This is a genomic window from Actinoplanes oryzae, from assembly GCF_030757795.1.
GTDB lineage: Bacteria > Actinomycetota > Actinomycetes > Mycobacteriales > Micromonosporaceae > Actinoplanes.
Genome location: NZ_JAUQWH010000139.1, coordinates 1 through 24,058, shown reverse-complemented (window position 1 = coordinate 24,058; position 24,058 = coordinate 1). Strand labels below are relative to the sequence as shown.

Below are 24,058 nucleotides of genomic sequence, written 5' to 3'. Positions count from 1 at the left end.
AGGGCGTCGGTGGCCGGGTCGCCGCCGGTGAGGAGGCCGGCGCGGCGCAGCTGGGCGGGGGTGGCGGCGCCGGCGTACCAGGCGGCGAGGCCGCGGGGGGTGAGGCGGATGGTGCCGGTGCCGCCGGGGTGGAGCTGGCCGGTGCCGGCGGTGAGGGTGAGCCGGTGCGGGCCGTGGTGCCAGGGGCAGACGTCGTCGATCAGGTCGAGGTCGAGGGTGGCGTCGAGGTGGGTGGGCCAGCCGCGGGCGGCGACGGCGGCGGGGGCGTCGATGAGGCGCAGCATCCAGGGCTGGCTGGTGTCGGGGTGGGCGTCGGCGCGGGCGATGAGGGACCAGGCCGGGTCGGCGGGGCCGAGGCGCAGCAGGGTGGTGGGGGCGACGCTGGCCCAGGAGCCGAGCATGGCGAGCAGGGTGCGGGTGGCGGCGTCGGTGGTGCCGATGAGGTCGTCGACGGTGAGTTTGCCGGTGGCGTCGTAGCCGGGGCCGCGGTCCCAGGTGGTGTAGCCGGTGGGGGTGCCGGTGTCGTCGGTGGCGAGGGTGAAGCCGTGGTAGTCGGCGAGGATGGCGGCGGGGTCGGTGTCGAAGGTGGGTCCGGTGCGGTCCATCATGCCGGTGCTGTCGCGGGCGACCTGCTGGTAGAGGTAGTGGATGGCGGGCAGGTCGGGTGCGGTGGCCGGGCGCAGGGTGGTGTTCGGGTCGGGGCGGATGGTGGCGAGGGTGCGGGTCGGCATCTTCCAGTAGGTGAGGGTGCCGATCTCTTCCCAGCCGAGGGCGCGGTAGGGCGCGGGTGTGGTGTCGAACAGGGTGCTGATGGCGGCGCCGCGGTCGCGGGCGTCGTGCAGCAGGTGGGTGAGGACGAGGCGGGCGAGGCCGTGGCCGCGTTGGTCGGGTGCGGTGGCCACGCCGGCGATGCCGCTGGCGGGCACGGGGCGGCCGCCGAACCATTGGTGCTGCTCGCGGTCGAGGGCCTTGGCGAGCAGGCGGCCGTGGGGGTCGAAGGCGCCGTGCTGCCGGCGGCCGGGGCCGGTGGCGCTCCAGCCGTCGGGCTTGGGCTGGTCGTGGTAGCCGAAGGTGAGGCTGCCGAGGTGCCACGCCTGGTGGTCGTCGTCCGGGCCGAGTGGGCGTACCTGGTAGGTCACGCCGAGCATCCTGCCAGCGCGCGGCCGGTGCGGGACAGCGATTTCAGCGGTGCGCGCCGGTGGGGCCGAAGGCGGTGAGGAATTTGTCGCGGAAGTCGTTCATGGGCCAGACGGGGGCGGCTGGGGCGGGTTGCAGGCCGGCGGTCCAGCCCCAGCCGGCGACGCGGTCGAGGACGGCGGGGTCGTGGGTGATGATGCTGACCGGGACGTCGTGGCTGGCGTTGTCGCCGACGACGATGGGGGCGGGCTGGTGGTCGCCGTAGACGACGAGGACGAGGTTGTCGTTGCCGTAGGTGGTGACCCAGGAGATGAGGCTGTCGAGGGTGTAGACGATGGATTTGGTGTATTCGGTGCGTACCTGGGCGGGGTCTTTCCAGACGTCGGTGGCGCTGCGGCCGGCGGCGTGCTGCTGGGTGTAGAGGGAGCCGTCGCCGAGGATGTTCCAGTCGGTGAGGGTGGGCTGGGGGGCCCAGGGGGTGTGGCTGGAGACGAAGGTGATCTCGGCGGCGAGCGGGGCGCGGCCGGCGACGGCGTACTCGCGGTCGGTGAAGGCCTTGAGGGTGTACTGGTCGGGCACGGGTGACCAGCCGAAGGCGGGGCCGGCGTAGCCGAGGGTGTGGGAGTCGTACACCTGCTGGTAGCCGTAGAAGGAGCCTTCGGGCCAGGCGTAGGTGAGGCCGGGTTCGACGCCGACGGTGCGCCAGGCGCCGGTCTTGGCGAAGGCGCTGGTGAGGGTGAGGCGGTCGCCGGAGACCAGGCCGCGGTAGCGCTGTTCGTTGTCGATCCAGACGCCGGACTGGAAGGTGGAGTGGGCCAGCCAGCTGCCGCCGCCGGCGGTGGGTGAGGTGAGGAAACCGCTGCGGGCCTGGTAGCCCTTGGCCGCGAGCTGGGACGTCCCGCGGGTGAGCAGGGAGGTGACCGGGCCGGCGAGGGTGGGGTCCTGCACGGCGGAGCGGCCGTAGCTCTCGACGACGGCGAAGATGACGTCCTTGCCGCGCAGGCCGGCGAGCAGGGAGGCGGGTGGGGTGGTGCGGTAGGCGTCGTCGCCGACTTCGCGGTCGAAGGCGCGGCGGTCGCGCAGGGCGGCGGGGACGCTGACGACGCTGTCGCGGGTGAGGGTGGCCATGCTGTCGGAGGCGACGTAGACGCCGGGGGCGAAGGAGGTGCCGGCCAGGGCGAGCAGCAGCCAGGCGGCGGTGGCGGACGCGAGGCCGGCGCGGGCGGCGGTGGTGTGCCGCGCGGTCACGGCGGCGAGGCGCCTGACGGCGAGGACCGACCCGGCGAGTACGCCCACCGCGAGCACGATCACGCCGGCGAGCGTGCCGATGAGCCCGGCGGGGCCGAAGGAGTCGCGGACGAAGCGGTAGCCGTCGGCGAACAGCGGCCAGTCGAGCACCGGGTCGAAGGCGCGGGCGAGGACGGTGAAGAACCCGATGTCGATGATCTTCAGGACGGTGAGCACGCCGAGCAGAGCGCCGAGCACCGTGGCGGTGACGGTGCGTGCACGGCGGGGCAGGACGAGCAGGACGGCGAGGACCGCGACCGCCTCGATGGGCACCCGGACCACGGCCGCCCACCAGGGTGCGCCCTCGGGCAGGCGGGTGACCTGGTCAGGGACGACGAGGGCGACGAAGACGAGCAGGGCGGCCAGGGCGGTGCCGGCCCAGGCGGCGGTGCGGCGCAGACGGGACAAGGTGGCGGCCTTCCGGACGTCGGGGACGGAGCGTAACCCCGGACGTGGAGTACACGCCTGTCGCCCCCGCCCGGTTCACCGCCGGGGCGGGGCGGAGGGCTGCGTCACACCGGTCGGGTTCAGAGGTCGTCGCACTGCGAGCGGGCGGAGCGGACCTGGGCGGCGATGGCGTCGAGCTGGAAGCCGACCATGGCCTGCTGGGCGCGCTGGGCCTCGGCGGCCAGGGCGCGGTAGCGGGCGTCCTGCTCGGCGGCGGCGACGGCCAGGGCGACGCCGGCCTGCAGGCGGGCGGTGTTGGCCTGGGTGAAGGTCTCCTGCTGCCAGGTGTCGGGCACCCGGTCGAACACGTCGCAGGCGGCGCGGGCGTCGCTGTCGGCCGAGGCGGCGCTGCCGTCGCCGTCGAGGGCGGTGCCGAGCCAGATCGCGCCGATGACCAGGGCGCCGGCGAGGGCGCCGGCGGTGGCGGCGAGCAGCAGGGGGCTGAGCTTGCGGCGCGGCTTGCCCGGCTGGGCGGGGTCGGTGACGGGGGTGCCCAGCGGGCCGGTGCCGGCCGGGTCGCCGTCGGGGGCGGCGGCGGGCGCGGGCCAGGCCTGCTGCGGCGAGAAGAGCGGAGCGGGCTGCTCGGGCGGCTGGGGCGTCGTCATGGCCGACAGCTTCCCACATCCGGCCCCGCCGGGCCCTGGGGCGGCGGTTCAGGCGGCGGGCGGGAAGTGCAGGTTCCAGCGGCCGGTGCGGTACGTGAGGCGGGTGACCGACAGCGGCGCCACGTCGAGGGCCGCCATGCGGTCGCCGGGCAGGCCGAGGGCGTGCCCGAGCAGGGCGCGGACGACGATGGGGTGGGCGACGGCGACGACGCGTTCGGTGGCCATGGCGTCCATCCAGGCCGCGGCGCGTTCGCGTACGCCGGACAGGGTTTCGCCGCCGTGGGGGGCCGCCGCCGGGTCGGTGAGCCACAGGTGCAGGCCGAGCGGGTCGTCCTGGGCGATCTCGGTCAGGGTGCGGCCGGTCCAGGCGCCGAAGCCGGGGTCGGCGAGGGCTTTCTCGGTCAGTGCGGAGCGGCCGAGGGCCTGGGCGGTCTCCCGGGCCGCGCGCGAGGGTGCGCACACCCACAGGGCGTCGCGGCCGAAGGCGGACAGGGCGAGGGCGGCGGCGCGGCCGCCCTCGTCCAGATCGTCGTCGCCGCCGAAGCGCGCCTCCCGCAGGCTGCGGGTCGGCGCGGTGGCCAGCAGCCGCACGGCGCCGCTCACACCGCCACGGGCTCGGGATCGCGCACGGCCGGCGCGCCCAGCCGGGTGAGCAGCGCCGCGAAGGCGAGCCCGAGCGACACCCACAGCGTGACCTGGGTGCCCAGCGACGTCAGCCGGAAGCTGTAGAGCAGCGAGGGCGGGAACGTGTCGGGCACCTCGTCGATGGCCGGCAGCAGCACGTAGCCGACGACGACCACGAGCAGGAACGCGCCCAGCCCGGCGCTGAGCCGCAGCCACTCGGCGGCGCCGGCGCGCAGGGACCGGAAGGCGAGCACGCCCGCCCACACGGCGACCAGGCCGATCACCACGATGGACACGTAGCTGATCGTGCGCTGGTCGATGGTCGCCGGGTCGCCGACCGCGGGCGGGTTCGGCGGATACTTGACGAACGGCACCAGCACCAGCCCGGCCAGGGCGGCCGCGGCGAGCCCGAGCGCGGCCCGCGCGTCGTCGCCGGTGCGCAGCCGGCGGCGCAGGATCGTGTAGGCCGTCGCGAGCAGCCCGCCCATGGCCACGCCGTAGAGGCCGGTGGCCAGGAACAGCCCGCCCTTCTGCCCGTCGCGCGAGACCAGGGCCTGCTCGTCGTCGTGGCTGTGCCCGGCCGGCTCGCCGGCGCTGGCCTGGGCCTGCTCGATGGCGATGGCCGCGTCGACCTTGGGCTCGCCGAGGAAGTAGGCGAAGGTGCCGGCCAGCAGCCCGGCGATCAGGCCCGCCAGCAGCCCGCGCAGCAGCAGCTGCCCGTAGGTGACCTTGCGGGCGGTCAGTGGCACGGGACGCCCAGCAGGTGCCGGCCGTCGTGCATGAGCTCGTGCAGGAACATGCCGCTGCGCGAGAGCGCCCCCTGGTCGAAGGCCACCAGATAGGCCATGAGCAGCAGACCGGCCACCACGGCGGCGGCGATCACCAGCGTGCGGGTGGAGACGGCGGGCAGGTCGAGCGGACGGACGGCCTGGATCTTGGCCACGGCGGATCAGAGCTCCTTGCGGGATGACGCGTCCCGATCGAAAGGCCTGCGACAGGCGAGTGTCCTGACTCACGGGCCCGCGGGCCCGTTCACAGTGGCGCGACCGCACCGGATTTGCACCGGTTTCCCTCGCATGCCGCAGTTGGTTGCCCTCAACCTAGCCGGGCGCGTCCCGGGCGGTCAATCGCTAGGATCCAGGCATGCGCGTGTGTCGATCCGTGCTGGCGGCGGCCGTCGTGGCCACGGCGGGCGTGGCGGTCCCGGCCGCACCGGCGCACGCCTTCGTCTGCCCGCGCGCGCCGGCTGCCGCGGCGGACCTGCCTGCCCGGCCCTTCGAGGACCTGCTGTACGACCCGGAGCAGCTCGCCCGCTTCGCCACCGGCACCGGCGTCCGGGTCGCCGTGGTCGACTCCGGAGTGGACGCCACGAACCCGCAGCTCGCCGGGCACGTCGACCGCGGCCGCGACTTCCTGCACGGGCACCCCGACGGCCGGCAGGACTGCGTCGGGCACGGCACCGCGGTGGCGAGCATCATCGCCGCGGCCGCCCGCGACGGCGCCGGCCTGCGCGGGCTCGCGCCCGGGGCGACGATCGTGCCGGTCCGCGTCAGCGAGCGCACCGGCGACGACGGTGACCCCGCCGGCCCGGGCGCCTTCGCCGCGGCGATCGCCTGGGCGGCCGACCCGGACGGCGGCGCCGCCGATGTGATCAATCTTTCCCTGGTGACGACCCGCGACGACCCCCGGGTACGCGCCGCCGTGCAGGCCGCGCTGGCCGCCGGGGTCACCGTCGTGGCCGCCGCGGGCAACCAGGGCGCCGCCGGGCCGCCGTCGTTCCCCGCCGCGTACCCGGGCGTGCTGGGCGTCGGCGCGCTGGGCCCGGACGGGGTCCTCGCCGACTTCTCGCAGCGCGGCGACTACGTGGACGTGACCGCCCCCGGCGTCGGCGTCACCTTCGCCGTCCCGGGCCGAGGCCAGGCCACCGGGCAGGGCACCAGCTTCGCCACCCCCTTCGTGACCGCGACCGCCGCCCTGATCCGGCAACGCTTCCCCGGCCTCACCCCGGCCCAGGTGACCCGCCGCATCCAGGCCACCGCGGACCCGGCCCCGGGCGGAGCCCGCAGCGACGCGTACGGCACCGGCGTGCTCAACCCGTACCGCGCCGTCACCGAAACCCTCGCCGCGCCCGCAAGTCCCCCACCCCGCCCGGCCCCTGCCCCGGCGCCCGCACCCGCAGCCGGCGCCGATGCGCCGGCTCGAGACCGCGCCCTGCTCATGGCCGCCGCCGGCACGGGCATGCTGCTGCTGGTCCTCGCCGCCACCGCCGCGATCCGCCACGGCCGCCGCCGCCACTGGCGCCCGGCCGGATGACCACCCTGGCGGCTCACACCGAGATCAACAATCCGACGGCTACCGGCCGCTGCGACCAGCCGCTGACCGCTCCAGCGTGGCTTACGCCCGGGAGGTCGGTGCCGGGAACAGTCTGCGACCAGTCGCAGTGTCACCATGGGTGTCCTCGCGGGCAGGCCCGATTCGTCAAGCCGCGGCGCGTTCGCCGATGGAACGGCGGCGCAGGCCGGGCTCGGTGAGGGCCGGCGGGACGTGGGCGACGTCCATCGCGCCGACGTCGGTGCCGGGCGCCACGACTGCGTCGATCCGGTCGAGGACGTCGTCGGTGAGGACGGTGCCGGCCCCGGCGAGCAAGTCGTCGAGCTGCTTCATGGTGCGCGGCCCGATGATCGCCGAGGTGACTCCCGGGTGGTTGATCACGAAGGCGATCGCCAGGTGGGTCAGCGACAGGCCGGCCTGCTCGGCGATCGGGACGAGTCTTTCGATCGCGGCGTGTTTGCGCTGGTCGGTCATGTGCTGCGGGAGCCAGTGCAGGCTGTTGGGCGAGATCGGCTCGCCGCCGGGGCGGAAGCGGCCGGTGAGCAGGCCCGCGGCCAGGGGGCTCCAGATGAGCGTGCCCAGGCCGTACTTCGCACAGGCGGGCAGGACGTCGCGTTCGATGCCGCGGTTGAGGATCGAGTAGTGCGGCTGCTCGGTGCGGAACCGGGCCAGCCCGCGCCGTTCGGCCAGCCACTGCGTTTCGACGATGTCGGCCGCGGGCAGCCCGGAGGTGCCGATGGCCCGGACCTTGCCGGCACGCAGCAGGTCGGTCAGCGCGGACAGGGTCTCCTCCATGTCGGTGCGGTGGTCGACGTGGTGGACCTGGTAGAGGTCGATGTGGTCGACGCCGAGGCGGCGCAGGGAGTCCTCGACGGCGGTGACGATCCAGCGGCGGGAGTTGCCTTGCCGGTTGGGGTCGGCGCCCATCGGACCGTTGAACTTGGTGGCCAGCACCACGTCGTCGCGGCGGCCCCGCAGGGCCTTGCCGACGATGCGTTCGGTCTCGCCGTTGCCGCCGTAGACGTCGGCGGTGTCGACGACGTTGATGCCCGCATCGAGGGCCTTGTGGATGATGCGGACGCAGTCGTCCGGGTCGGGGTTGCCGTACGGTCCGAACTTCATGGTGCCCAGGGCGAAAGGACTGACCTGGATGCCGGTACGGCCAAGGGTGCGCATACGCACGAGGGGGCCCTTCGGGTCAACCGGATGCACAATGCACCCGGGAAGTTTGTGGTGTTGGTCAGCCGGCGTACTGGACGGCGATGTCGAGGGTCCAGATGACGCCGAAGCGGTCCTTGAGCATCCCGTAGAGCGGCGCCCAGCCGGACGGGCCGAGGCCGGCCATGATCTCCGCCCCCTCGGACAGGGCCTTCCAGTAGCCGGTGATCTCCTCGGCGCCGGTGCCGCGGACGGAGACGAAGAACGGCCGGTCACCGGCGTGGTAGGTCTGGTTCTCCCGGACGTCGTAGGCCATGACGTGGAATCCGAGGGTTGTGACGGGAACAAGATTCGCAGCGGTCGGTGACAGGGTGTGTCACCCACCGCTCGTCACGACCGCGCGGCATCCAGATAGGTGGCCGCGGCGGCTTGCAGGGCGGTGGTGCAGGCGGTGACGGCCGGGTGGCCGGCGGCGGCGCGGCGGTGGGCGATGCGGGTGCGGCGGCGGGCCGGCAGCGGGGTGAGGGTCACGGCCGGTGGGGGGTCGGCGGTGGCCAGTTGAGGGACGATGGAGACGCCCTGGCCGGCGGCGACCAGGGCGAGGACGGTGGCGAAGTCGTCGGCGTGGTGGCGGGCCCGGGGTTCGAAGCCGGCCGTGCGGCACAGGTGCAGGGTGGCGGTGTGGCACAGCGTGCCCGGGCTGGCCAGGATCCATGGTTCGCCGGCGGCGGCGGCCAGCGAGGCCGCGCCGGCCAGGTGGACCGTCTCGTCGAGCAGGGGGTGCGAGTCCAGGTCGCGGGCGGGGGCTGCGGGGGCGATGTCGTAGTCCTGGATCAGGCCGACGTCGATGGCGCGGTCGGCCAGGGCCGCGGGCACGGCGACGGGGTCCAGTTCGGTGACGGTCAGGTCCAGGCCGGGATGGTCGCGGCCCAGGTGCACCAGCGCGGCCGGGAGCAGGGTGCGCACCGCCGACGGGTACGCCCCGATGCGCAACGGCCCGCGCAGCCCGCCGCGCACCGCCGCCAGGGCCGCCTCCGCCTCGTCGAGGGCGGCCAGCACGGTCGCGGCGTGCGCGGCGAGGATCTGCCCGGCGGCGGTGAGCGTCACCGTGCGGCCGGTGCGGGCCAGCAGGGCGGTGCCGGCTTCGCGTTCCAGGACGGCCAGCTGCTGCGACACCGCGGACGGGGTGTACGTGCGCAGCCGCGCGACGGCGGCGATGGTGCCGAGGCGGGACAGGTCGTGCAGCAGCCGCAGCCGGGACGCGTCGAGCATCAGTTCAGCTTACGGTCAGGCGCACGAATCGGAACTGGACCTGATGCTCGCGGGGCGGGCAGGCTGACGGGCATGGACTTCCACGGTGTCTACGTGCCGATGATCACGCCCTTCGACGCCGCCGGGGCGGTGCAGCCGCAGGTGTTGCGGCGCCTGGCGCACGAGGTGCTCGACGGCGGGGCGCGCGGGCTGGTCGCCCTGGGCACCACGGGCGAACCGGGGTCGCTGAGCCCGGCCGAGCGCGCCGGGGTGCTCGACGTGCTCACCGGCGTGTGCCGCGAGCGCGACGCCCCGCTGATCGTGGGCGCCAACAGCGTCGAGCAGCTCGGCGGCGTACCCCCCTCGGCGGCAGCCGTGCTGAGCCTGGTGCCGCCGTTCGTCCGGCCGGGCGAGGACGGCGTGGTCGCGTACTTCGCGCAGCTGGCCGCCCGCAGTCCCGCGCCGATGCTGATCTACCACGTGCCCTACCGCACCGGGCAGCCGCTGACGGCCGCGGCCGTGCACCGCCTCGCCGCCCTGCCCGGCGTCGCCGGCATGAAGCTGGCCGCCGGCGGGATCGACGCGCAGACCGTGACGCTGCTGGCCGACCCGCCGCCCGGCTTCGCGATCCTCGGCGGCGACGACCCGTACCTGCCGGCGCTGCTCGCCCTGGGCGCCGCCGGCGGCATCATCGCCTCGGCGCACCTGCAGACCGCCGCGTTCGTGCAGCTCACCGAGCGGTGGGAACGCGGGCTCGGGCACCGGCTCACCCGGCTGTCGCTGGAGCTGTTCGCGCGGCCCAACCCCGTCGGTGTCAAGGCCGCCCTGCACGCCGACGGGCGGATCCCGTCGGCGCACGTGCGGCTGCCGCTGCTGGCGGCCTGAGCCTCACTGGGCGGCGGCCCACGCGGCGACGCGGCGCGCGCTCTCCTGCTCCGACAGGTCCTCGACGCGGGTCATGACCGACCAGCGCACCCCGTACGGGTCGCGGATGCTCGCGAAGCGGTCGCCCGACACGAACGTCGTCGGCGCCTCGCGCACCACCGCGCCCGCCGCCACCGCCCGCTCGACGACCGTGTCCACCTGCGGGCAGTACAGGCCCAGCGAATAGCAGTCCTGCTCCCCCGCCGGCGCCGGGACCAGACCGTAGTCGGGCATCGGCTCGCCCAGCTGCAGCAGCCCGGCACCGAAGTCGAGCACCGCGTGCGCCACGACGCCGCCCATCTCCGTCACGTCGACCACCCGCGCGCCGAACACGTCGCGGTAGAAGCCGATCGCGCCGCGCGCGTCCGGGATCGCCAGAAACGGGGTGATGCTGGTGGCACCGTGCGGGGTGCCGTTGGTGGTGTGCTCGCCGTCGGCCGGCGCGATGTTCTCTGCCATGCGCCAAGATGCTAGGTATGGAAACCCCCGGCGGGCTTGAAGATTCGCGACAGCCCGCCGGCGTGCTCTATCCGGCGCGGCTGCCCACCTTCGCCCGGCTCAGCGCCCCGCCCGCGGTGGCGGCCCTGGTCCGCTGGTTCTGGATCCCCGAGTGGCACCTGCAACCGGGCCGCACCTCCCGCCAGCACCTGATCGCCTTCCCCGCCTGCAACCTGGTCGTCGAGGCAGCGTCGGTGTCGCTGGCCGGCCCGGCCACCCGCGCCTCGCACCGCGACCTCACCGGCACCGGCTGGGCCGTCGGCGCGCTGCTGCGCCCCGCCGCCGTGGCGCACTTCACCGCCGACCCCGCCGCGGTCCGCGACGCCTCCATCGACCTGGACCTGCCCGCCCTGGCCACCGCGGTCACCGACGCCATGACCGGCGGCGAGGACCGGCACACCCGCGCCGTGGACGCGTTCACGGCGTGGCTGCGGGCCACCGTGCCCGCCCCGGCCCGCGAGGCGCTGCTGGCCAACGAGATGGCCGAACTCATCGACACCGACCCCGCCGTCCGTACGGTCGAGGACGCCGCCGCCCGCCTCGCCCTATCCCCGCGCTCGCTGCAACGCCTCGCCGCCCGCTACGTCGGCCTGCCCCCGCTGGCCATGATCCGCCGCCGCCGGCTGCAGGAGGCCGCCGCCCGGCTGCGCGCCGACCCCACGGTCACCCTCGCCGACGTCGCCGCCGACCTGGGCTACAGCGACCACGCCCACCTGGCCAACGAGTTCCGCACCGTCCTGGGCCTGACCCCCGGCGGCTACCGCACCCGGGTCAGCGGGGCCTGACCAGCCCGGCGTCGTAGGCGGCGATCACCAGCTGCGCCCGGTCACGGGCCGCCAGCTTCGCCAGCAGATGGGTGATGTGGGTCTTCACCGTCTTCGCCGAGATGACCAGCGCGGCCGCGATCTCGTCGTTGGCCAGCCCCGACCCGATCAGCTGCAGCACCTCGCGCTCCCGCGGCGTCAGCCCGGCCGGCCGCGCCGAGGCCACCGGGCGCGGCACCGCGACATAGTGCGCCACCAGCCGGGTCAGGATCGCCGGGGCGAACAAGGCCTCACCCCGGGCCGTACGCCGGATCGCGTCGAGCAGATCCTCCGGCCGCGCATCCTTGAGCAGGAAACCCGACGCGCCCGCGCGCAGCGCCTCGTACACGTACTCGTCGAGCTCGAACATGCTCAGCACCAGCACCCGGCAGCCGGCCAGCACCGGATCGGCGCAGATGCGACGGGTCGCGGTCAGCCCGTCCACCCGCGGCATCCGCACGTCCATGAGCACGACGTCGGGCCGCGCCGCCCGGGCCCGCACCAGCGCCTCGGCGCCGTCGCCCGCCTCGCCCACCACGGTCAGATCCGGCTCCGCGCCGATGATCGTGGCCAGGCTGCGGCGCAGCAACGGCTGATCGTCGGCCAGCAGCACCCGCGTCACGCCGGGATCCGAGCCGTGAGCCGGAAACCCGTACCCGTGGGGCAGGCCGTCACCGTGCCGCCCAGGCTGCCGACGCGCTCGCGCAGCCCGGCCAGGCCGTGACCCGTACCCGGCGCCGCCGCGGGCCGTCCCGCGGCCGGACCCTCGTCGGCGACCGTGACCACCAACTCGCCGCCCTCGCGGCACACCCGCACCTCGACGGCCACCGGGCCCGCGTGCCGCGCCGCGTTGGCCAGCCCCTCCCGCACGACCGCGCCGACGGCGACCTGCACCCCCGCCGGCACCACACCCAGCTCGCCCACGCTCAGCCGCGGCCGTAGCCCGCCACGCCGCGCGAGCTGCACCACCGCCGGCAGCGCGCCCACATCGTCGACGGGCGTACGGGGTGCGGCCGTGTCGCGCTCCCGCAGCACCGTCAGCATCCGGCGCAGCTCGTCGGTCGCGTGCCGGCTCGCCTGCTCGATGTCGGCGAACGCGGCCCGTACTTGCGGCGACTGCGGCAGCCCCCGGGTCGCCGCCGCCCGCACCGTGATCAGGCCCAGCCCGTGCGACACCAGGTCGTGCAGGTCCCGGGCGATGCGCAGCCGCTCACCCAGGACCGCCTCGGTGGCCGCCCACGCGGTCAGCCGGCGCTCGTACGCGGCACGCTCGGCCCGCCGGCGCAGCACCGCCCACACCGCAACCGCCACGGCGGCCCCGCCGAGCAGCGGCACCACCCACCGCCCCCCGGAGCCCGGCGTGCCGGTGGCACACACCAGCAGCACCGCGGTCACGGCCGCCGCGACGGCGATCGGAAGCGAACGGGACTGCCACAGCGGCCGCGGATTCATGGCCCCGACTGTAGAACTAGGACCCAGGTCGTAGACCGCGCACCAAAACAGGATCCAGGTCCGACGCGTACGGACCCCCGGCGCCGGTTGACTGCTGCAATGATCAGCATCGAGCACCTGAGCAAGACCCGGGGCCGCACCCGGATCCTGCACGAGATCAGCTTCACCGCCCGCCCCGGGCGCGTCACCGGCTTCCTCGGCCCCAACGGCGCCGGCAAGTCCACCACCCTGCGGATCCTGCTCGGCCTGGACCGCACCCCCACCGGCAGCGCCCGCATCCACGGCCACCGCTACGCCGACCTGCCCCGCCCGCTCACCCGCGTCGGCGCGCTGCTCGACGGCAGCGGCGCCCACCCCTCACGGACGTGCCGGGCGCACCTGCACTGGCTGGCCGTCAGCAACGGCCTGCCCCGCACCCGCGCCGACGAGGTGCTCGAGCTGACCGGCCTGGCCGGCGCCGCCCGCACCCGCACCCGGCGGCTGTCGCTGGGCATGGGCCGGCGCCTCGGGCTCGCCGCCGCCCTGCTCGGCGACCCCGACGCGCTCGTGCTCGACGAACCGGTCAACGGCCTGGACCCCGCCGGCATCGTGTGGCTGCGCGAACTGCTGCGCGCCCGCGCCGCCCGCGGCCACACCGTCCTGCTGTCCAGCCACCTGATGACCGAGCTGACCGCCACCGTCGACGACGTCGTCATCATCGACCGGGGCCGCGTCGTCGCGCAGGGCACCCTCGGCGAGGTCACCGCGGCGCACGCCTCGCTGGAGGACTCGTTCCTCACCCTCACCGGCGGTCCGGCCGCATGAGCGCCGAGCTACGCAAGCTGGCCGGGCTGCCCGGCGCCTGGGTGGGCCTGCTGATCGGTCTGCTGGCCGGGCCGCTGCTGGTGGTGCTCAACGCCCCCGCGGTACGCCGCTCCCTGGCCGGCGCGACCGTCACCGACCCCGCCGACCTGGGACTGCAACACCTCGGCCTGGCCCTCATCGGCGCCGCGGTCCTCGGCGTCGTGGCGATCAGCAGCGAGTACACGCGCGCCCGCGACGACACCGGATCCCGGCAGGTCAGCGCCACGCTGCTGGCCACCCCGCGGCGCGTACGCCTGCTCGTGACCAAGACCGCCGTGCTGGTGCTCGTCGTCACGGCCCAGGCAGCCCTCGCCACGGCCCTGACCCTGGCCGTCACCGCCGTCGTGCACGGCGACGCCGTTCCGGCTCCCGGGTGGGGCCGCATCGCCGGGGCGGTGCTGTTCTGGGTGCTGACGGCGCTGCTCGCGTACGCGCTCACGATCGTCACCCGCAGCGGCATCGTCCCCCTGCTGCTCTTCCTCGTGAACAGCTCGTTGGTCTCGGTGTCCTACCTGCTCACCAAGCTCACCCCGGCGGCCGCCTACCTGCCCGACATCGTCGGGGCGCACATGTTCCTGCGCGGCATGGACAGCCCCGTGCACCCGCCGCCGATACTCGCCGGCCTGATCATGACCGCGTGGGTGGCCGTCCTGCTCACCGCCGCGGGCACCGCCTTCGCCCGGCGCGACGCATGAGAGCCGCCGTGCACGCCCAGACCGGCATGCTGCTCACCCTGCCGGCGGTGTGGCTGACCGCCGCCGGCACCGTGGCCGCCGCCGGGCTGCTGCGCGAGCTCGAGCACACCCAGGCCGGGCTGCTCGTCCTCGGCGCCCTGGCCGGCACCACCGAGGAGCGGGCCACCCTGCTCGCCACGCCGCGCCGCATCACCGCCGCGACCGCCCGGGCCGCCGCCGTCACGATCACCGCCGCCCCCGTCAGCGCGGCCGCCGCCCTGCTCGCCGGCCGGCCGGGCGCGGTCGCCTACCTCGTGGTGACGGCCCTGCTGGCCACCGCGGCCGGCAGCCTGATCCGGCAGCCGGCCGCCACCGTCGGCGTGCTGACCGGCTGGTACCTGATCGGCGGCCCGCTGCTGCGCGCCCTGGTGCCCGCCGGCACCGGCTGGCTACCCGACGCGCTGCACTGCGGCCCCGCACTGGTCTGGGCAGGGGTGCTGCTGGCCGCCGCGGGCGTGGTGTTCACCCGCCGCGACGTGTGACATGTCAGCGCCGCGCGTACAGGAACGCGGCCGAGGCGGGACGCTCGCGCAGCTCCGCCTGCACGGTGAACCCGGCCGCCTCCAGCCAGGCGCCGACCACCTCGGGCGTACGCCGATGCACGTGGACCCGCATCGGATGCCCCCCGTACCCCTCGGTCTTGAGCCGGCTGCCCTGCCCGGCGTGAAAGCCCACCAGCACCACCCCGCCGGGCCGCAGCACCCGGCGGAACTCGGCGAGCACCGCGGGCACCTCCTCGTCGGGCACATGGATCAGCGCGAAGAACGACAACAGCCCGCCCACCGACGCCTCGCCCAGCTCGAGCCCCGTCATCGACCCCACCTCGAAGCGCAGCCCCGGATGCTCGCGCCGCGCCACCGCGATCATCCCCGGCGACAGGTCGATCCCGAACGCGTCGACGCCCCGGCCGGCCAGGTACGCCGTGAAGTGCCCCGGCCCGCACCCCACATCGGCCACCGGCCCCTCGACCAGGCCCGCGAACATGTCGAGCGCGCCCCGCAGGAACGGCTCGCACCCGGCCGCGTCACGCACCAGATCGGCGTAGCCCTGCGCCACGGTGTCGTACGAGGTGCGGGTGTCATCGAGCCAAGCGGGCATGCGCGACACAGTAGACGCTTCTGTCAGAACGATTCTCCTGAGGTTTGCGCCTGCGCTCTCCCCGGGCTCGTGACACTAGCAAGCCGCCCAGGAGGGGGCGCCGGCGTTGCGCAGGTAGTAGATCGAGACCCAGCCGAAGCGGTCGCCGGTGCCGTCGCCCTGGTTCCAGCGGACGTAGTTCCAGTACGGCGTCCCGAAGATGTTGTCGCCCTGGGTCCAGCAGTACAGGTCGATCTGAGTGCCGTCGGGGATGCGGTAGAGGTAAGAGCAGCTGGTGTGCGGACCGCCGATGCGCAGAGCCAGGCCCTGACCGCCGGTGCCCTCCACCGTGTCGTAGCCGGCGTTGGCATCCCTCGCCCCGTGTGCGCACGAGGCCGCGGCCGGCGTTTCGTGCAGCACCGCTGCTCCCCCCGCCACCGCGAGAAGTGCCACGGTCTTGATCGCCAGCGTTGCAGTTCCGTTCATCGCGTCCCTCATCCCTGGCAGTTTCCGGACGACGTGGTGTCGCCATCGATTGTTGGGCGCCGATCCCCGGCCCAGCCGAATCTCGGACGATTTCGCACGCCGCGACGGCGTCGGACGGGTCTGTTGTGGACCGGGCGTCGCCAACTGTCCGGCAGGCGACCGACGCCCGGCGGCGAGGCCGTTAGCCTCGGAGCAACCGATTCCTGAGGAGTGCCGTTGTCAGGAAAGCCGATGACGGCGCCGGGCGAGGTGTTCACGTCCCTGCCCGATCCTGCGCAGGCCGGCAGTCTCGCCGGCCTGGTCGAGCGGTTGCGCCTGCTGAAGGTCTGGGCCGGTGACCCGTCCTACGAGACGATCAAGGACAGGGTCAACTCCGCGTGGGCCGCGGCGGGCCGGCCGGCCGGTGAGCTGGTGTGCAAGTCCACCGTCGCGTACTGCTTCCGGCCCGGCCGCCGCCGGTTGGGCACCGACCTCGTCGTCGCGGTCGTCGAGGCGCTGCACCCGGACACCGGGTACGTGTCCCAGTGGCGCCAGGCGCTGCGGGCGGTCGGTGGCGAGATCGAGGCGGTGTCCCAGGTCCGGGTGCAGGACCGTCTGCCGCGGGATCTGGCCGGCTTCACCGGACGCACCGGCGAGCTCGACCGGCTCGGCCACGCGGCACGGGCCGGACAGGCGGCGGTGACCTGCGTCATCGAGGGAATGGCCGGAGTCGGCAAGACCCGGCTCGCCGTGCACGCCGGGCACCTGCTGCACCAGCGACAGAGCTTCGAGCGCGTCCTGGTCGTCGACCTGCGCGGCTTCGATCCTGATCCGGCGCAGCCGCCGGCCGCCCCGGCCGCCGTCCTCGACGGATTCCTGCGCCTGCTGGGGATGCCCGGCCAGCGGATCCCCCACGACCTCGGCGCCCGCGCCGCCGCCTACCGCGAGCGCCTGGCAGGCACGCGCGCCCTGGTCGTGCTGGACAACGCCGCCAGCGCCGAGCAGGTCCGGCCCCTGCTCCCGGCCACACCGGGCTGCCTCACCCTGGTCACCAGCCGGCGCAGCCTGACCGGCCTGAACCCCACCACCCGCCTCACCCTGAACGTGTTCACCCCCGCGGAGGTCACGGCCTTCCTCGGCCAGGCCGTCACCGGCATTCCCGTCGGCGCCGACCCGGACGCACCGGCGCGCATCGCCCACCGCTGCGGCTCCCTGCCCCTGGCCCTCAGCCTGATCACCGGGCGCATCCGCAGCACAGCCGGATGGACCCTGACCGACCACGCCGACCGGCTCGACGAATGCCACCGCCAGCGGCGCCTGGACACCGGCGTCGAACTCGCCCTGCACCAGTCCTACCAGCACATGCCCCCGGACCAGCGACGACTGGTGCGCCTGCTGGTCCTGCACCCCGGGCAAGACCTGGACGCCCACGCCGCCGCGGTCCTCGCCGGCACCGATGTGGCCACCGCCCGGGCCATGCTGGAAAGGCTGTGCAACGACCACCTGCTCCAGCAGGGCGCATCGGACCGGTACACCTTCCATGACCTGATCCGCGCGTACGCCACCACCCGAGCCACCGACGAGGACCCACCGTCCGAGCGGCGAGCCGCCCTGACCCGCCTGTTCGACCACTACCTCGGCGCCGCCGCCACCGCCACCGCCACGCTGTACCCCGCCGAGCCCCGCACCGGCCCCCGGGCCCCCGACCTGAGCGATGCGGACGCCGCCCTCGGCTGGCTGGACGCCGAACGGCCGACCCTGGTCGCCGTCGCCGCGCACACCGCGACCAACGGATGGCCCACGCATGCCGTGAGGCTTTCCCGCACCCTGTACCGCTACCTCTCCGGCGGCCACTACACCGACGCCGTCACCGTGCACGGACACGCACTCCACGCTGCTCGCTCGATCGGCGACGCGACCGGGCACGCCCACGCCTTGAACGATCTCGGCGTCGCCCTCTGGCGGCTGGGCCGCTACGGGCCGGCCGCCGAACGCCTCCAGCAGGCCCTGGCTCTGTTCCAGCAGGCCGGCGACCCGCACGGCCAGGCCCGCACGCTCAACGACCTCGGCGTCACCGCGCACGGCGGGTGCCGTTTCCCGGCGGCCACCGACCACTTCACGCAGGCCGTGCGCCTGTGCCGGCAGACCGGCGATCACGCAGGCGAAGCCCGCGCCCTGACGGGTCTGGGCACCGTGGAGGCGCTGCTGGGCCGGCACCGGGAGGCCATCGACTGCCACGAGCGGGCCCTGCTCCTGCACCGGCGGACCGGCGATCGGGACGGCGAAGCGTACGCCCTGGTGCACCTCGGCGAGGCCGAAACCCGGTCGGGCCGCCACGGGCCGGCCGGCACCCATCTGCGGCGGGCCCTGGCCCTGTACCGGCAGCTCGGCAACCGCACCGGAGAAGGGGCCGCGCTGGACAATCTCGGCATCCTGCAAACCCGCCTGGGCCGGCCGGACCAGGCCGCCGAGTACCACGAACGGGCCCTGACCGGCTCCCGCGAGAGCGGGTTCCGCGGCTGCGAACCATGGTCACTCAACGGCCTCGGCGAAGCCGCCCACGCCGCCGGCCGCCCCGCCGACGCGGTCACCCACCACACCGCCGCCCACACCATCGCCACGGACGCCGGAAGCCGGGACCAGCAGGCTCGCGCCCTCACCGGCCTCGGCGCCGCCCACCACGCTCTCGGCAACCTCGACCTCGCGCGCAAGCACTACCGGCACGCCCTGGTCCTCTGGACCGACCTCGGCCTGCCCGAGGCCGACCAGATCCGGGTGCACCTTCGCACCCTCGCCGACCTTCAAGGCCGGTTGTCGCCTGCCAGTTGAGTCGAGGCATCCTGGCTTTCCTCCGTGTCCGGAATGACCCGGCAGGCGTCGTTGATCTCTCCCTCTCGGACGAGTCCGCCGATCGCTTCGATCATCGCGGTGACGCCGGGCCGCGGCGTGATGACGAGGTCCGTGGTGCAGGAGTACCGGCCTCCTGCGGCTTCCCCGGTCTGTCACCACCTCGCCGGCCGGTCCGGCGCGGATGGTCGTGAGAACGAGCACCACTTGTTGACCATTGCTGAAGCATGACGAGGCCCGAACACAGCCACTCCGCGTACTCATGCATTCTGCATGGGGCCGACGAGGGATCGATGTGCATTGCGCCGATGGTGGGGCGCGAGGAGAGAATCAGGCATGGTCTACGCCACGATCGCAACCGTGACGATGAAGACGCACGTGCCCTCCGAAGTCGCCCGATTCTGGCGTGATCTACTCGGCTATCAGGTAGCGCCGAATCACAGCAGCTCGGTACTGCTGGTCTGCGATGGTCAGCCGGCCCTGCTGATTCAGCCTTCTGCCGAGCAGGTCGAACCCAGCGCGATCCACTTGGATCTTCGCCCGGAAGATCAAGCCGCCTGCGTGGCGCGTGCGGTCCAATTGGGTGCCCGGCACGCCAACGTCGGGCAGACCGGCGACGAAGGCTGGGTAGTCATGGCGGATCCCGGCGGTAACCTGTTCTGCGTCCTGCAGTCGCAAGCGGATCACCTGCGTCTACTCACAGAGAACGCTGGGTCTCCCACACCGGTTGAGTGACCAGCGTTCGCTCATGCCTCAGACATCGAGTGCCCCAACGTTATGCGTCCGTCGCCGTCCGTTACGACATGCTGGCCGACAACAGGCATAGCGAGTCGACCAGCATCGACGCAATCGGCCGGCTCGGAGCGCAGCGCGTCGGCCACGGCCGGTACGTCCTCGGCGGTCAGCCGCGGGATGATCAGCTCGCCGTCGTCGGTGAGCTGACCTCGCCCGGGTTGCCCCGCCGCCCAACCCCGGCGAGGAGCCGGCGCTGTTGCGCCGGCAGCATCGACAGATCCACGGCGTGCGCATCGAGGCGACGCAGGTGGGCCAGCTTCTCCAACTCGGCCGTCACCGCGGCCGGGCTCGACGACGATCGGCCCACGCCCTGCCACGCCAGCGCGTCCCGAACCCCTCAGCTGGCATCTGACCACAGCGACCCACCGGTCCGTTTCCGCGTCGCCCCACGCGCCCATTAATAGATTGCCATTATCAGTAATCCGTTAATGCCGAAACCGGACAAAACGGGCGCACACCATAATGACAGTTATGTGTTGTCACCACACACCACGTGTGTTGTAGAGTGCGGGGATGGCGGACGACGAAGTCCTGTGTAAGCGGTGCGGCGAGACGAAACGGCGTGACGGCTTCTACACGCAGTCGTACTCGTCGGCGCCTCGGCAGCCGTGCAAGCAATGCCTGACGGCCGAGAAGAGAGCTCGCTACGCGGCCACGGACGGCAGCCGGATCTCCCACGGCCAGGTGCTGCGCGAAAAGCACGGCCTGACCCTTGAGCAGTACGCCCGCATGCTCGCTGAGCAGGATGGGCGGTGCGCCATCTGCGACCGGCCCGAGACACGGCGCGGCAGCGGAGGGCGGCCCCGGCGCCTGGCCGTGGATCACGACCACCGCACCGGTGCCGTGCGCCGGCTGCTGTGCGGGCGCTGCCACGCGGTCACCGCGGCGGTCGAGGACAATCCCGGCTTGCTCGACGCCGTACGCCGATATCTGGACAGGTACGCCGGCCGCCCTTCGTAGCGGCGCTCGCCGTCAGGTCTGCCGGTCGCCGCGGACCTGCTCATCACGCTGCGCCGGGCAGGAGCGGCCGCAGACGTCAGCCGACGACCGTCGCCACAGCGGTACCAACGACCACAGTTCAACGCGACACCGGGACGGGATACCCGCCATGACCACGGTTCTGCTCATCCACGGCGGACTCTGGGAAGACATGAACGCTGAACGCTTCTGGCACCATCCCGGCATCGTCGCCGGACTGCAGCACCACGGCGTCCACGTGCTCTCACCCGACCGCGTCCGCCGGCCCCAGAGCTGGACGGCCGAGGCGCAACACCTGACGACCCTGCTGCCTGAGCACCCCGTCACCATCGTCGCCGGCTCGAACGGATGCTCAGCCGCCATCCGCCTTGCCCTCATCGAGCCCGAACGGGTCGAACGGCTTCTCCTGGCCTGGCCCGCGACGGCCGGCGATCCCCAGGTCGACACCCGCACCCGCCTTGGCCTGGCCGGACTTGGCGCACAGCCGGACACCCTCGACGCACTGCTGGACGGCCACACACTCCGCGGCACCACCGACGACGAACTCGCCTCCATCACCAAACCGGTCGGCGTGCTTCCCTCGACCCCCGAAAATCCGTCCCACCAGCGCCGCACGGTGGATGCCCTGTTGCGCATCTTGCCGACGGCAGTGAAACTGCCGGGCTGCCCCGAACCACCCCACCCGGCGTTCCCGCCCCACGCCGACTCGTTCGTCCGCACCGTCGTCAACTTCGCGCTTACATGATCACCAGCGCGAACCCCTTCGGACAGTCGGAGTATCCGACGCCGCCAATCGAAGACGCCTGGGCCGGCGCCGATCGCGCGTCATCGCCGGCTCGGCCGCCGTCGCCCTGAAAGTCCGGTGCTCTCGCTTCCGGCGGTCAGGATCGGTGGACCTGTTCGAAGAGGGCGAGGGCTTCGGCGGGGTCCGGGCTCACGAGGCGTTCCAGACCGGCGGTCGTCATCGTCGCCCACCTGCCGGCTCGTGACCACATCCGTTCCTCGAAGGCGCGGACGGCCTGGTCCAGATCCGCGGAACCGCCGGCGACGCACTCGGCGAGCTCGGCGCCGTCCAGCATCGCGAGGTTCGCGCCTGCCCCCAGCGGTGGCATCAGGTGGGCGGCGTCGCCCAGCAGCGTCACCCCCGGCACGTGGGTCCAGGTGTGGGACACGGGGAGAGCGTGCAGGGGGCGGGGGATGAAGGCGGTGCCGTGGCGCAGCAGGTCGAGGACGGAAGCGGCCCAGCCCTCGAACAGTGCCAGAAGGCTTTCGGTGTCGGCCGGATCCAGGGTCGTGTGCCAGTCCAGCGGCGCTCGGAAGTGGGCGTACACCTTGACGTGACCACCGCTGTTGCGCTGGGCGACGAGGGCTCGGTTCACGCCGTACGCGGCCACGGACCCGGCGCCGATCAACTGGGCGAGGTCGGGGTGGCGGGTGTCGACGTCGTCGAGGGAAGTCTCGACCGTGGTGACGCCGGTGTAGTGCGGCGTCACCGGCGAGACCGCCGGGCGGACCCGGGACCGGGCACCGTCCGCACCGACCACGAGGTCGAACGTCTCCTGTCGCCCGTCCGCGAACTGGACCAGGACGCCGTCCGAGGTGCCCGGCACCACCCGAGTCACGCGCCGCCCCCACTGGACGTCGAGAGGGCCGAGCAGCAGGTCGCGCAGTTGCCCGCGATCGATCTCGGGATTGGCCCGCTCGTCGGGCCCCGGCCGCCAGTCACGCAGGACGGTGCCGTCCACGTCCAGGATGCGCATGGCCTGCCCCTCCGGCCGAGACAGCGCCTGGAACTCCGTCAGCAGCCCCGCCTTGGCCAGTGCCAGCTGGCCGAGTCCTTCGTGCAGGTCGAGCGTGCCGCCGGGAGGACGGGCGTCGGGGGCGGGATCGCGTTCGAGGACGGTTGCGGGACAGCCATGGCGGTGCAGGACACGGGCGAAGGTGAGGCCGGCAGGGCCACCCCCGACAACAGCGATACGGTGTCTCATACCGATACACTGTATTTTCCGACGCTGCTTCGCAACAGGACTGGAGACCATGACTGTCTGGGACCGCCCGGAGCCGCAACCGCCCGTGCCGCTCGACAGGGAGCGGATCGTCACTGCCGCGATCGCGCTGGCCGACGAGGGCGGGCTGGAGACGGTGTCGTTGCGCAAGGTCGCGGCCCGGCTCAACGCCGGCCCGATGCGGCTGTACGGATACATCGCCACCAAACAAGACCTGCTCGACCTCATGGTGGACGCGGTCCACGCCGAGATCCTCCCCCCGGAGCTACCCGTCGACTGGAGGGAGGGGCTGCGCAGCCTCGCCGGCCGCACCAGGCAAGCCGCTCTGCGTCACGAATGGCTCGCCGACCTGCTCGGCGGTCGCCCGGCCCTGGGCCCGAACGGCTTGGCCGTGACCGAGGCCACGCTGGCCACCCTCGCCGGCCTCGCCGACATCGACACCGTCATGCGCGCCGTGGAAACCGTGAGCGCCTACTTCATCGGCGCGATCAGACGCGAGATCGCGAATCTGCGGGCCGAGCGTGCCACGGGCCTGTCCAAGCACGACTGGCAGCGCGCCTCCGGCCCGCACGTGACGGGTCTGCTGGCCACGGGCCGCTTCCCGGCGCTGGCCAAGGCCGTGCACGACGGCACGGACGTGGACGCCGAGACAACCTTCACGACCGGCCTGGACTGGGTCCTTGACGCGGTGGCGGCCAAACTCGCCGGTCCGCCGGCCTGACCCCTCAGCTGCGCAGGACCCACGACGCCACGATGGTCTACGGCAGCGGGCCGTACCTGGCGTGGGGGGCCCGCATCACGTACGCCCACACCTGGTCGCCGTAGGACCAGCGCCACCAGCACGGCGCCCAGGCGACCAGGCCGGCGCCGGCCAGCGCGCCGGTCAGCAGGGGCAGATCCGGCAGGGCGTCGTCGTCGCGGACCAGCGTCACGTCCACCGTGGCGCCGCTGGCGTGGGTCGGGGCGCTGCTGTGCCCGGCCACGACGACCAGGCGCACGTCACGCGGCAGGGCGCTCTGGGCGATCACCAGCCGCTCGACCACGCCGAACCGCAGCAGGGCCGGGGCCGTCACGCGCAGCGGGGCGCTGGCGGCGACGTCGACGAGGCGGTCGCCGGACTCGCGCACCGGGACGGCGGCCACGCGCGGGTCGGTCGGCGGCACGGGCTTGCGGGACACGCGGGCAGGCTCGGGCACGCGGCTGGAGAAATGCTGCAGCCCGGCTACAACGGCGGGGCGGGCCGGCCGGTGAGCTCGGTGTACTCGCGGGATCCGTACGCGTGGAAGGTCTTGATCGCCTCGGCGCGCACCCGACCGGCGGCCGCGTGATCACCGCGCGCCGCGGCCAGGTCGGCGAGGTCGCGCAGCGTCCGCGCCCAGAACAGCGTCGCGCCCTGCGCCCGGAAGATGTCGCGGGCCGCCTGCAGCGATCGCGCGGCCTCGGTCAGGCGCCCGGCGGCCAGGTCCAGCTCGCCCAGGGTGCGCAGGACCATCGCCTCGGCCCACTTGTCGCGTTCGGCGCGGTGCTCGGCCAGGGCCTGCTCCAGCGGCGGGCGGGCCTCGGCCAGGCGCCCCGCGCGTACCCACGTCTTGGCCAGGGCCCGGCGGCAGAACGCGGTCAGCTTGGCGTCGCCCAGCTCGGCGCAGATCCGCAGCGCCTGCCGCAGGACCGCCTCGGCCTGCGGGTAGCGGCCCTGCGCGCGGTGCGCCAGCGCGATCGAGCGCAGCGCCAGGGCCTCGCCGCGCGGCGAGCCGGCCCGCCGGTACGCGGCCAGCGACGCGGCCAGCGCGGTGTCG

29 protein-coding genes and 1 riboswitch are annotated in these 24,058 nt (G+C 73.9%); of the genes, 11 read left to right on the top strand and 18 right to left on the bottom strand.

Going from position 1 to position 24,058, the window contains the following annotated elements:
- The 6 genes from RBH18_RS33015 to RBH18_RS32990 form a co-directional block, all read right to left on the bottom strand.
- A partial coding sequence (locus RBH18_RS33015; RefSeq protein ID WP_306214392.1) for a GNAT family N-acetyltransferase occupies positions 1-1,139 on the bottom strand: 1,139 nt, incomplete at its 3' end.
- Between the two features lie 43 nt (positions 1,140-1,182).
- The gene (locus RBH18_RS33010) at positions 1,183-2,832 is read right to left on the bottom strand and encodes an alkaline phosphatase family protein (RefSeq protein WP_306214391.1); all 1,650 of its coding nucleotides are present in this window, start codon (positions 2,830-2,832) and stop codon (positions 1,183-1,185) included.
- Between the two features lie 119 nt (positions 2,833-2,951).
- Positions 2,952-3,476 carry a hypothetical protein gene (locus tag RBH18_RS33005; protein WP_306214390.1) on the bottom strand — a complete coding sequence of 175 codons (525 nt, stop codon included), beginning with the start codon at positions 3,474-3,476 and terminating at the stop codon, positions 2,952-2,954.
- A 48-nt stretch (positions 3,477-3,524) separates the two neighbouring features.
- Complete coding sequence (locus tag RBH18_RS33000; protein ID WP_306214389.1) at positions 3,525-4,079, bottom strand: histidine phosphatase family protein; 555 nt, start codon at positions 4,077-4,079, stop codon at positions 3,525-3,527.
- A complete protein-coding gene (locus RBH18_RS32995) occupies positions 4,076-4,849 on the bottom strand; it encodes a CbtA family protein (protein ID WP_306214388.1) in 774 nt (257 codons plus the stop codon). Before RBH18_RS32995 ends, RBH18_RS33000 begins: the two co-directional genes overlap by 4 nt.
- A complete protein-coding gene (locus RBH18_RS32990; RefSeq protein ID WP_306214387.1) occupies positions 4,840-5,043 on the bottom strand; it encodes a CbtB domain-containing protein in 204 nt (67 codons plus the stop codon). The genes RBH18_RS32995 and RBH18_RS32990 overlap by 10 nt, the downstream gene beginning before the upstream one ends.
- A gap of 37 nt (positions 5,044-5,080) precedes the next feature.
- Positions 5,081-5,224: riboswitch (cobalamin riboswitch) on the bottom strand.
- A 19-nt stretch (positions 5,225-5,243) separates the two neighbouring features.
- On the opposite strand from RBH18_RS32990, the gene mycP reads away from it, so the two are divergent.
- A complete protein-coding gene (mycP, locus tag RBH18_RS32985; RefSeq protein ID WP_306214386.1) occupies positions 5,244-6,413 on the top strand; it encodes a type VII secretion-associated serine protease mycosin in 1,170 nt (389 codons plus the stop codon).
- A gap of 165 nt (positions 6,414-6,578) precedes the next feature.
- Here the strand turns inward: mycP and RBH18_RS32980 are convergent, their stop codons facing one another.
- From RBH18_RS32980 to RBH18_RS32970, 3 genes are all read right to left on the bottom strand, one after another.
- Positions 6,579-7,613, bottom strand: a complete 1,035-nt coding sequence (locus RBH18_RS32980) for an aldo/keto reductase (protein ID WP_306214385.1) — start codon at positions 7,611-7,613, stop codon at positions 6,579-6,581.
- 58 nt (positions 7,614-7,671) lie between these two features.
- Positions 7,672-7,905, bottom strand: a complete 234-nt coding sequence (locus tag RBH18_RS32975; protein WP_306214384.1) for a VOC family protein — start codon at positions 7,903-7,905, stop codon at positions 7,672-7,674.
- A gap of 74 nt (positions 7,906-7,979) precedes the next feature.
- On the bottom strand, positions 7,980-8,861 hold the full coding sequence (locus tag RBH18_RS32970) for a LysR family transcriptional regulator (RefSeq protein ID WP_306214383.1): 882 nt from the start codon (positions 8,859-8,861) through the stop codon (positions 7,980-7,982).
- A 72-nt stretch (positions 8,862-8,933) separates the two neighbouring features.
- Here RBH18_RS32970 and RBH18_RS32965 point away from each other — a divergent pair, with 72 nt between their 5' ends.
- Positions 8,934-9,725: a dihydrodipicolinate synthase family protein gene (locus tag RBH18_RS32965; protein ID WP_306214382.1), complete on the top strand. Its 792-nt coding sequence runs from the start codon at positions 8,934-8,936 to the stop codon at positions 9,723-9,725.
- A 3-nt stretch (positions 9,726-9,728) separates the two neighbouring features.
- Here the strand turns inward: RBH18_RS32965 and RBH18_RS32960 are convergent, their stop codons facing one another.
- Positions 9,729-10,223 (bottom strand): VOC family protein, encoded by a 495-nt coding sequence (locus tag RBH18_RS32960; RefSeq protein ID WP_306214381.1) that lies wholly within the window; start codon positions 10,221-10,223, stop codon positions 9,729-9,731.
- A 17-nt stretch (positions 10,224-10,240) separates the two neighbouring features.
- On the opposite strand from RBH18_RS32960, the gene RBH18_RS32955 reads away from it, so the two are divergent.
- Positions 10,241-11,047, top strand: coding sequence for an AraC family transcriptional regulator (locus RBH18_RS32955; RefSeq protein WP_372339027.1), 807 nt, complete (start codon positions 10,241-10,243; stop codon positions 11,045-11,047).
- Here RBH18_RS32955 and RBH18_RS32950 read toward each other — a convergent pair.
- Together RBH18_RS32950 and RBH18_RS32945 are read right to left on the bottom strand one after the other, a co-directional pair.
- Positions 11,034-11,687, bottom strand: coding sequence for a response regulator (locus RBH18_RS32950; RefSeq protein ID WP_306214380.1), 654 nt, complete (start codon positions 11,685-11,687; stop codon positions 11,034-11,036). The two genes, RBH18_RS32955 and RBH18_RS32950, sit on opposite strands and share 14 nt — an antisense overlap.
- On the bottom strand, positions 11,684-12,517 hold the full coding sequence (locus RBH18_RS32945; protein WP_306214379.1) for a sensor histidine kinase: 834 nt from the start codon (positions 12,515-12,517) through the stop codon (positions 11,684-11,686). Before RBH18_RS32945 ends, RBH18_RS32950 begins: the two co-directional genes overlap by 4 nt.
- 99 nt (positions 12,518-12,616) lie before the next feature.
- Between RBH18_RS32945 and RBH18_RS32940 the strand changes: the two genes are divergently transcribed.
- The 3 genes from RBH18_RS32940 to RBH18_RS32930 are packed head-to-tail and all read left to right on the top strand — an operon-like array spanning position 12,617 to position 14,576.
- Positions 12,617-13,321 carry an ABC transporter ATP-binding protein gene (locus RBH18_RS32940; protein WP_306214378.1) on the top strand — a complete coding sequence of 235 codons (705 nt, stop codon included), beginning with the start codon at positions 12,617-12,619 and terminating at the stop codon, positions 13,319-13,321.
- A complete protein-coding gene (locus RBH18_RS32935) occupies positions 13,318-14,055 on the top strand; it encodes a hypothetical protein (protein ID WP_306214377.1) in 738 nt (245 codons plus the stop codon). The genes RBH18_RS32940 and RBH18_RS32935 overlap by 4 nt, the downstream gene beginning before the upstream one ends.
- Positions 14,056-14,063: 8 nt before the next feature.
- A complete protein-coding gene (locus RBH18_RS32930; protein ID WP_306214376.1) occupies positions 14,064-14,576 on the top strand; it encodes a hypothetical protein in 513 nt (170 codons plus the stop codon).
- Positions 14,577-14,580: 4 nt separating this feature from the next.
- Here RBH18_RS32930 and RBH18_RS32925 read toward each other — a convergent pair whose 3' ends face one another.
- Together RBH18_RS32925 and RBH18_RS32920 are read right to left on the bottom strand one after the other, a co-directional pair.
- Positions 14,581-15,192 carry a class I SAM-dependent methyltransferase gene (locus RBH18_RS32925; RefSeq protein ID WP_306214375.1) on the bottom strand — a complete coding sequence of 204 codons (612 nt, stop codon included), beginning with the start codon at positions 15,190-15,192 and terminating at the stop codon, positions 14,581-14,583.
- A 75-nt stretch (positions 15,193-15,267) separates the two neighbouring features.
- Positions 15,268-15,657: a hypothetical protein gene (locus RBH18_RS32920; protein ID WP_306214374.1), complete on the bottom strand. Its 390-nt coding sequence runs from the start codon at positions 15,655-15,657 to the stop codon at positions 15,268-15,270.
- Between the two features lie 216 nt (positions 15,658-15,873).
- On the opposite strand from RBH18_RS32920, the gene RBH18_RS32915 reads away from it, so the two are divergent.
- Positions 15,874-18,465 carry an ATP-binding protein gene (locus RBH18_RS32915; RefSeq protein ID WP_306214373.1) on the top strand — a complete coding sequence of 864 codons (2,592 nt, stop codon included), beginning with the start codon at positions 15,874-15,876 and terminating at the stop codon, positions 18,463-18,465.
- A 354-nt stretch (positions 18,466-18,819) separates the two neighbouring features.
- On the top strand, positions 18,820-19,218 hold the full coding sequence (locus RBH18_RS32910) for a VOC family protein (protein WP_306214372.1): 399 nt from the start codon (positions 18,820-18,822) through the stop codon (positions 19,216-19,218).
- Positions 19,219-19,399: 181 nt separating this feature from the next.
- On the opposite strand, the gene RBH18_RS32905 is transcribed toward RBH18_RS32910, so the two are convergent.
- The gene (locus RBH18_RS32905; RefSeq protein ID WP_306214371.1) at positions 19,400-19,555 is read right to left on the bottom strand and encodes a hypothetical protein; all 156 of its coding nucleotides are present in this window, start codon (positions 19,553-19,555) and stop codon (positions 19,400-19,402) included.
- 236 nt (positions 19,556-19,791) lie between these two features.
- Here RBH18_RS32905 and RBH18_RS32900 point away from each other — a divergent pair, with 236 nt between their 5' ends.
- Together RBH18_RS32900 and RBH18_RS32895 are read left to right on the top strand one after the other, a co-directional pair.
- Positions 19,792-20,238: an endonuclease domain-containing protein gene (locus RBH18_RS32900; protein ID WP_306214370.1), complete on the top strand. Its 447-nt coding sequence runs from the start codon at positions 19,792-19,794 to the stop codon at positions 20,236-20,238.
- A 148-nt stretch (positions 20,239-20,386) separates the two neighbouring features.
- Positions 20,387-21,001: an alpha/beta fold hydrolase gene (locus tag RBH18_RS32895; RefSeq protein ID WP_306214369.1), complete on the top strand. Its 615-nt coding sequence runs from the start codon at positions 20,387-20,389 to the stop codon at positions 20,999-21,001.
- Between the two features lie 136 nt (positions 21,002-21,137).
- Here the strand turns inward: RBH18_RS32895 and RBH18_RS32890 are convergent, their stop codons facing one another.
- Positions 21,138-22,244, bottom strand: a complete 1,107-nt coding sequence (locus RBH18_RS32890; protein WP_306214368.1) for an FAD-dependent oxidoreductase — start codon at positions 22,242-22,244, stop codon at positions 21,138-21,140.
- Positions 22,245-22,293: 49 nt separating this feature from the next.
- Between RBH18_RS32890 and RBH18_RS32885 the strand changes: the two genes are divergently transcribed.
- On the top strand, positions 22,294-22,983 hold the full coding sequence (locus RBH18_RS32885) for a TetR/AcrR family transcriptional regulator (RefSeq protein ID WP_306214367.1): 690 nt from the start codon (positions 22,294-22,296) through the stop codon (positions 22,981-22,983).
- A gap of 37 nt (positions 22,984-23,020) precedes the next feature.
- On the opposite strand, the gene RBH18_RS32880 is transcribed toward RBH18_RS32885, so the two are convergent.
- Entirely contained in the window at positions 23,021-23,440 is a 420-nt protein-coding gene (locus tag RBH18_RS32880; protein WP_306214366.1) for a M15 family metallopeptidase domain-containing protein, read from the bottom strand.
- A gap of 44 nt (positions 23,441-23,484) precedes the next feature.
- A partial coding sequence (locus RBH18_RS32875) for a tetratricopeptide repeat protein (RefSeq protein WP_306214365.1) occupies positions 23,485-24,058 on the bottom strand: 574 nt, incomplete at its 5' end.

Excerpts from the sequence above, each read along its gene's own strand:
- RBH18_RS33005 (WP_306214390.1), bottom strand. The coding sequence starts at position 3,476 with ATGACGACGCCCCAGCCGCCCGAGCAGCCCGCTCCGCTCTTCTCGCCG.
- mycP (WP_306214386.1), top strand. The coding sequence starts at position 5,244 with ATGCGCGTGTGTCGATCCGTGCTGGCGGCGGCCGTCGTGGCCACGGCG.
- RBH18_RS32975 (WP_306214384.1), bottom strand. The coding sequence starts at position 7,905 with ATGGCCTACGACGTCCGGGAGAACCAGACCTACCACGCCGGTGACCGG.
- RBH18_RS32970 (WP_306214383.1), bottom strand. The coding sequence starts at position 8,861 with ATGCTCGACGCGTCCCGGCTGCGGCTGCTGCACGACCTGTCCCGCCTC.
- RBH18_RS32965 (WP_306214382.1), top strand. The coding sequence starts at position 8,934 with ATGGACTTCCACGGTGTCTACGTGCCGATGATCACGCCCTTCGACGCC.
- RBH18_RS32960 (WP_306214381.1), bottom strand. The coding sequence starts at position 10,223 with ATGGCAGAGAACATCGCGCCGGCCGACGGCGAGCACACCACCAACGGC.
- RBH18_RS32955 (WP_372339027.1), top strand. The coding sequence starts at position 10,241 with ATGGAAACCCCCGGCGGGCTTGAAGATTCGCGACAGCCCGCCGGCGTG.
- RBH18_RS32945 (WP_306214379.1), bottom strand. The coding sequence starts at position 12,517 with ATGAATCCGCGGCCGCTGTGGCAGTCCCGTTCGCTTCCGATCGCCGTC.
- RBH18_RS32940 (WP_306214378.1), top strand. The coding sequence starts at position 12,617 with ATGATCAGCATCGAGCACCTGAGCAAGACCCGGGGCCGCACCCGGATC.
- RBH18_RS32935 (WP_306214377.1), top strand. The coding sequence starts at position 13,318 with ATGAGCGCCGAGCTACGCAAGCTGGCCGGGCTGCCCGGCGCCTGGGTG.
- RBH18_RS32925 (WP_306214375.1), bottom strand. The coding sequence starts at position 15,192 with ATGCCCGCTTGGCTCGATGACACCCGCACCTCGTACGACACCGTGGCG.
- RBH18_RS32920 (WP_306214374.1), bottom strand. The coding sequence starts at position 15,657 with ATGAACGGAACTGCAACGCTGGCGATCAAGACCGTGGCACTTCTCGCG.
- RBH18_RS32910 (WP_306214372.1), top strand. The coding sequence starts at position 18,820 with ATGGTCTACGCCACGATCGCAACCGTGACGATGAAGACGCACGTGCCC.
- RBH18_RS32900 (WP_306214370.1), top strand. The coding sequence starts at position 19,792 with ATGGCGGACGACGAAGTCCTGTGTAAGCGGTGCGGCGAGACGAAACGG.
- RBH18_RS32895 (WP_306214369.1), top strand. The coding sequence starts at position 20,387 with ATGACCACGGTTCTGCTCATCCACGGCGGACTCTGGGAAGACATGAAC.
- RBH18_RS32890 (WP_306214368.1), bottom strand. The coding sequence starts at position 22,244 with ATGAGACACCGTATCGCTGTTGTCGGGGGTGGCCCTGCCGGCCTCACC.
- RBH18_RS32885 (WP_306214367.1), top strand. The coding sequence starts at position 22,294 with ATGACTGTCTGGGACCGCCCGGAGCCGCAACCGCCCGTGCCGCTCGAC.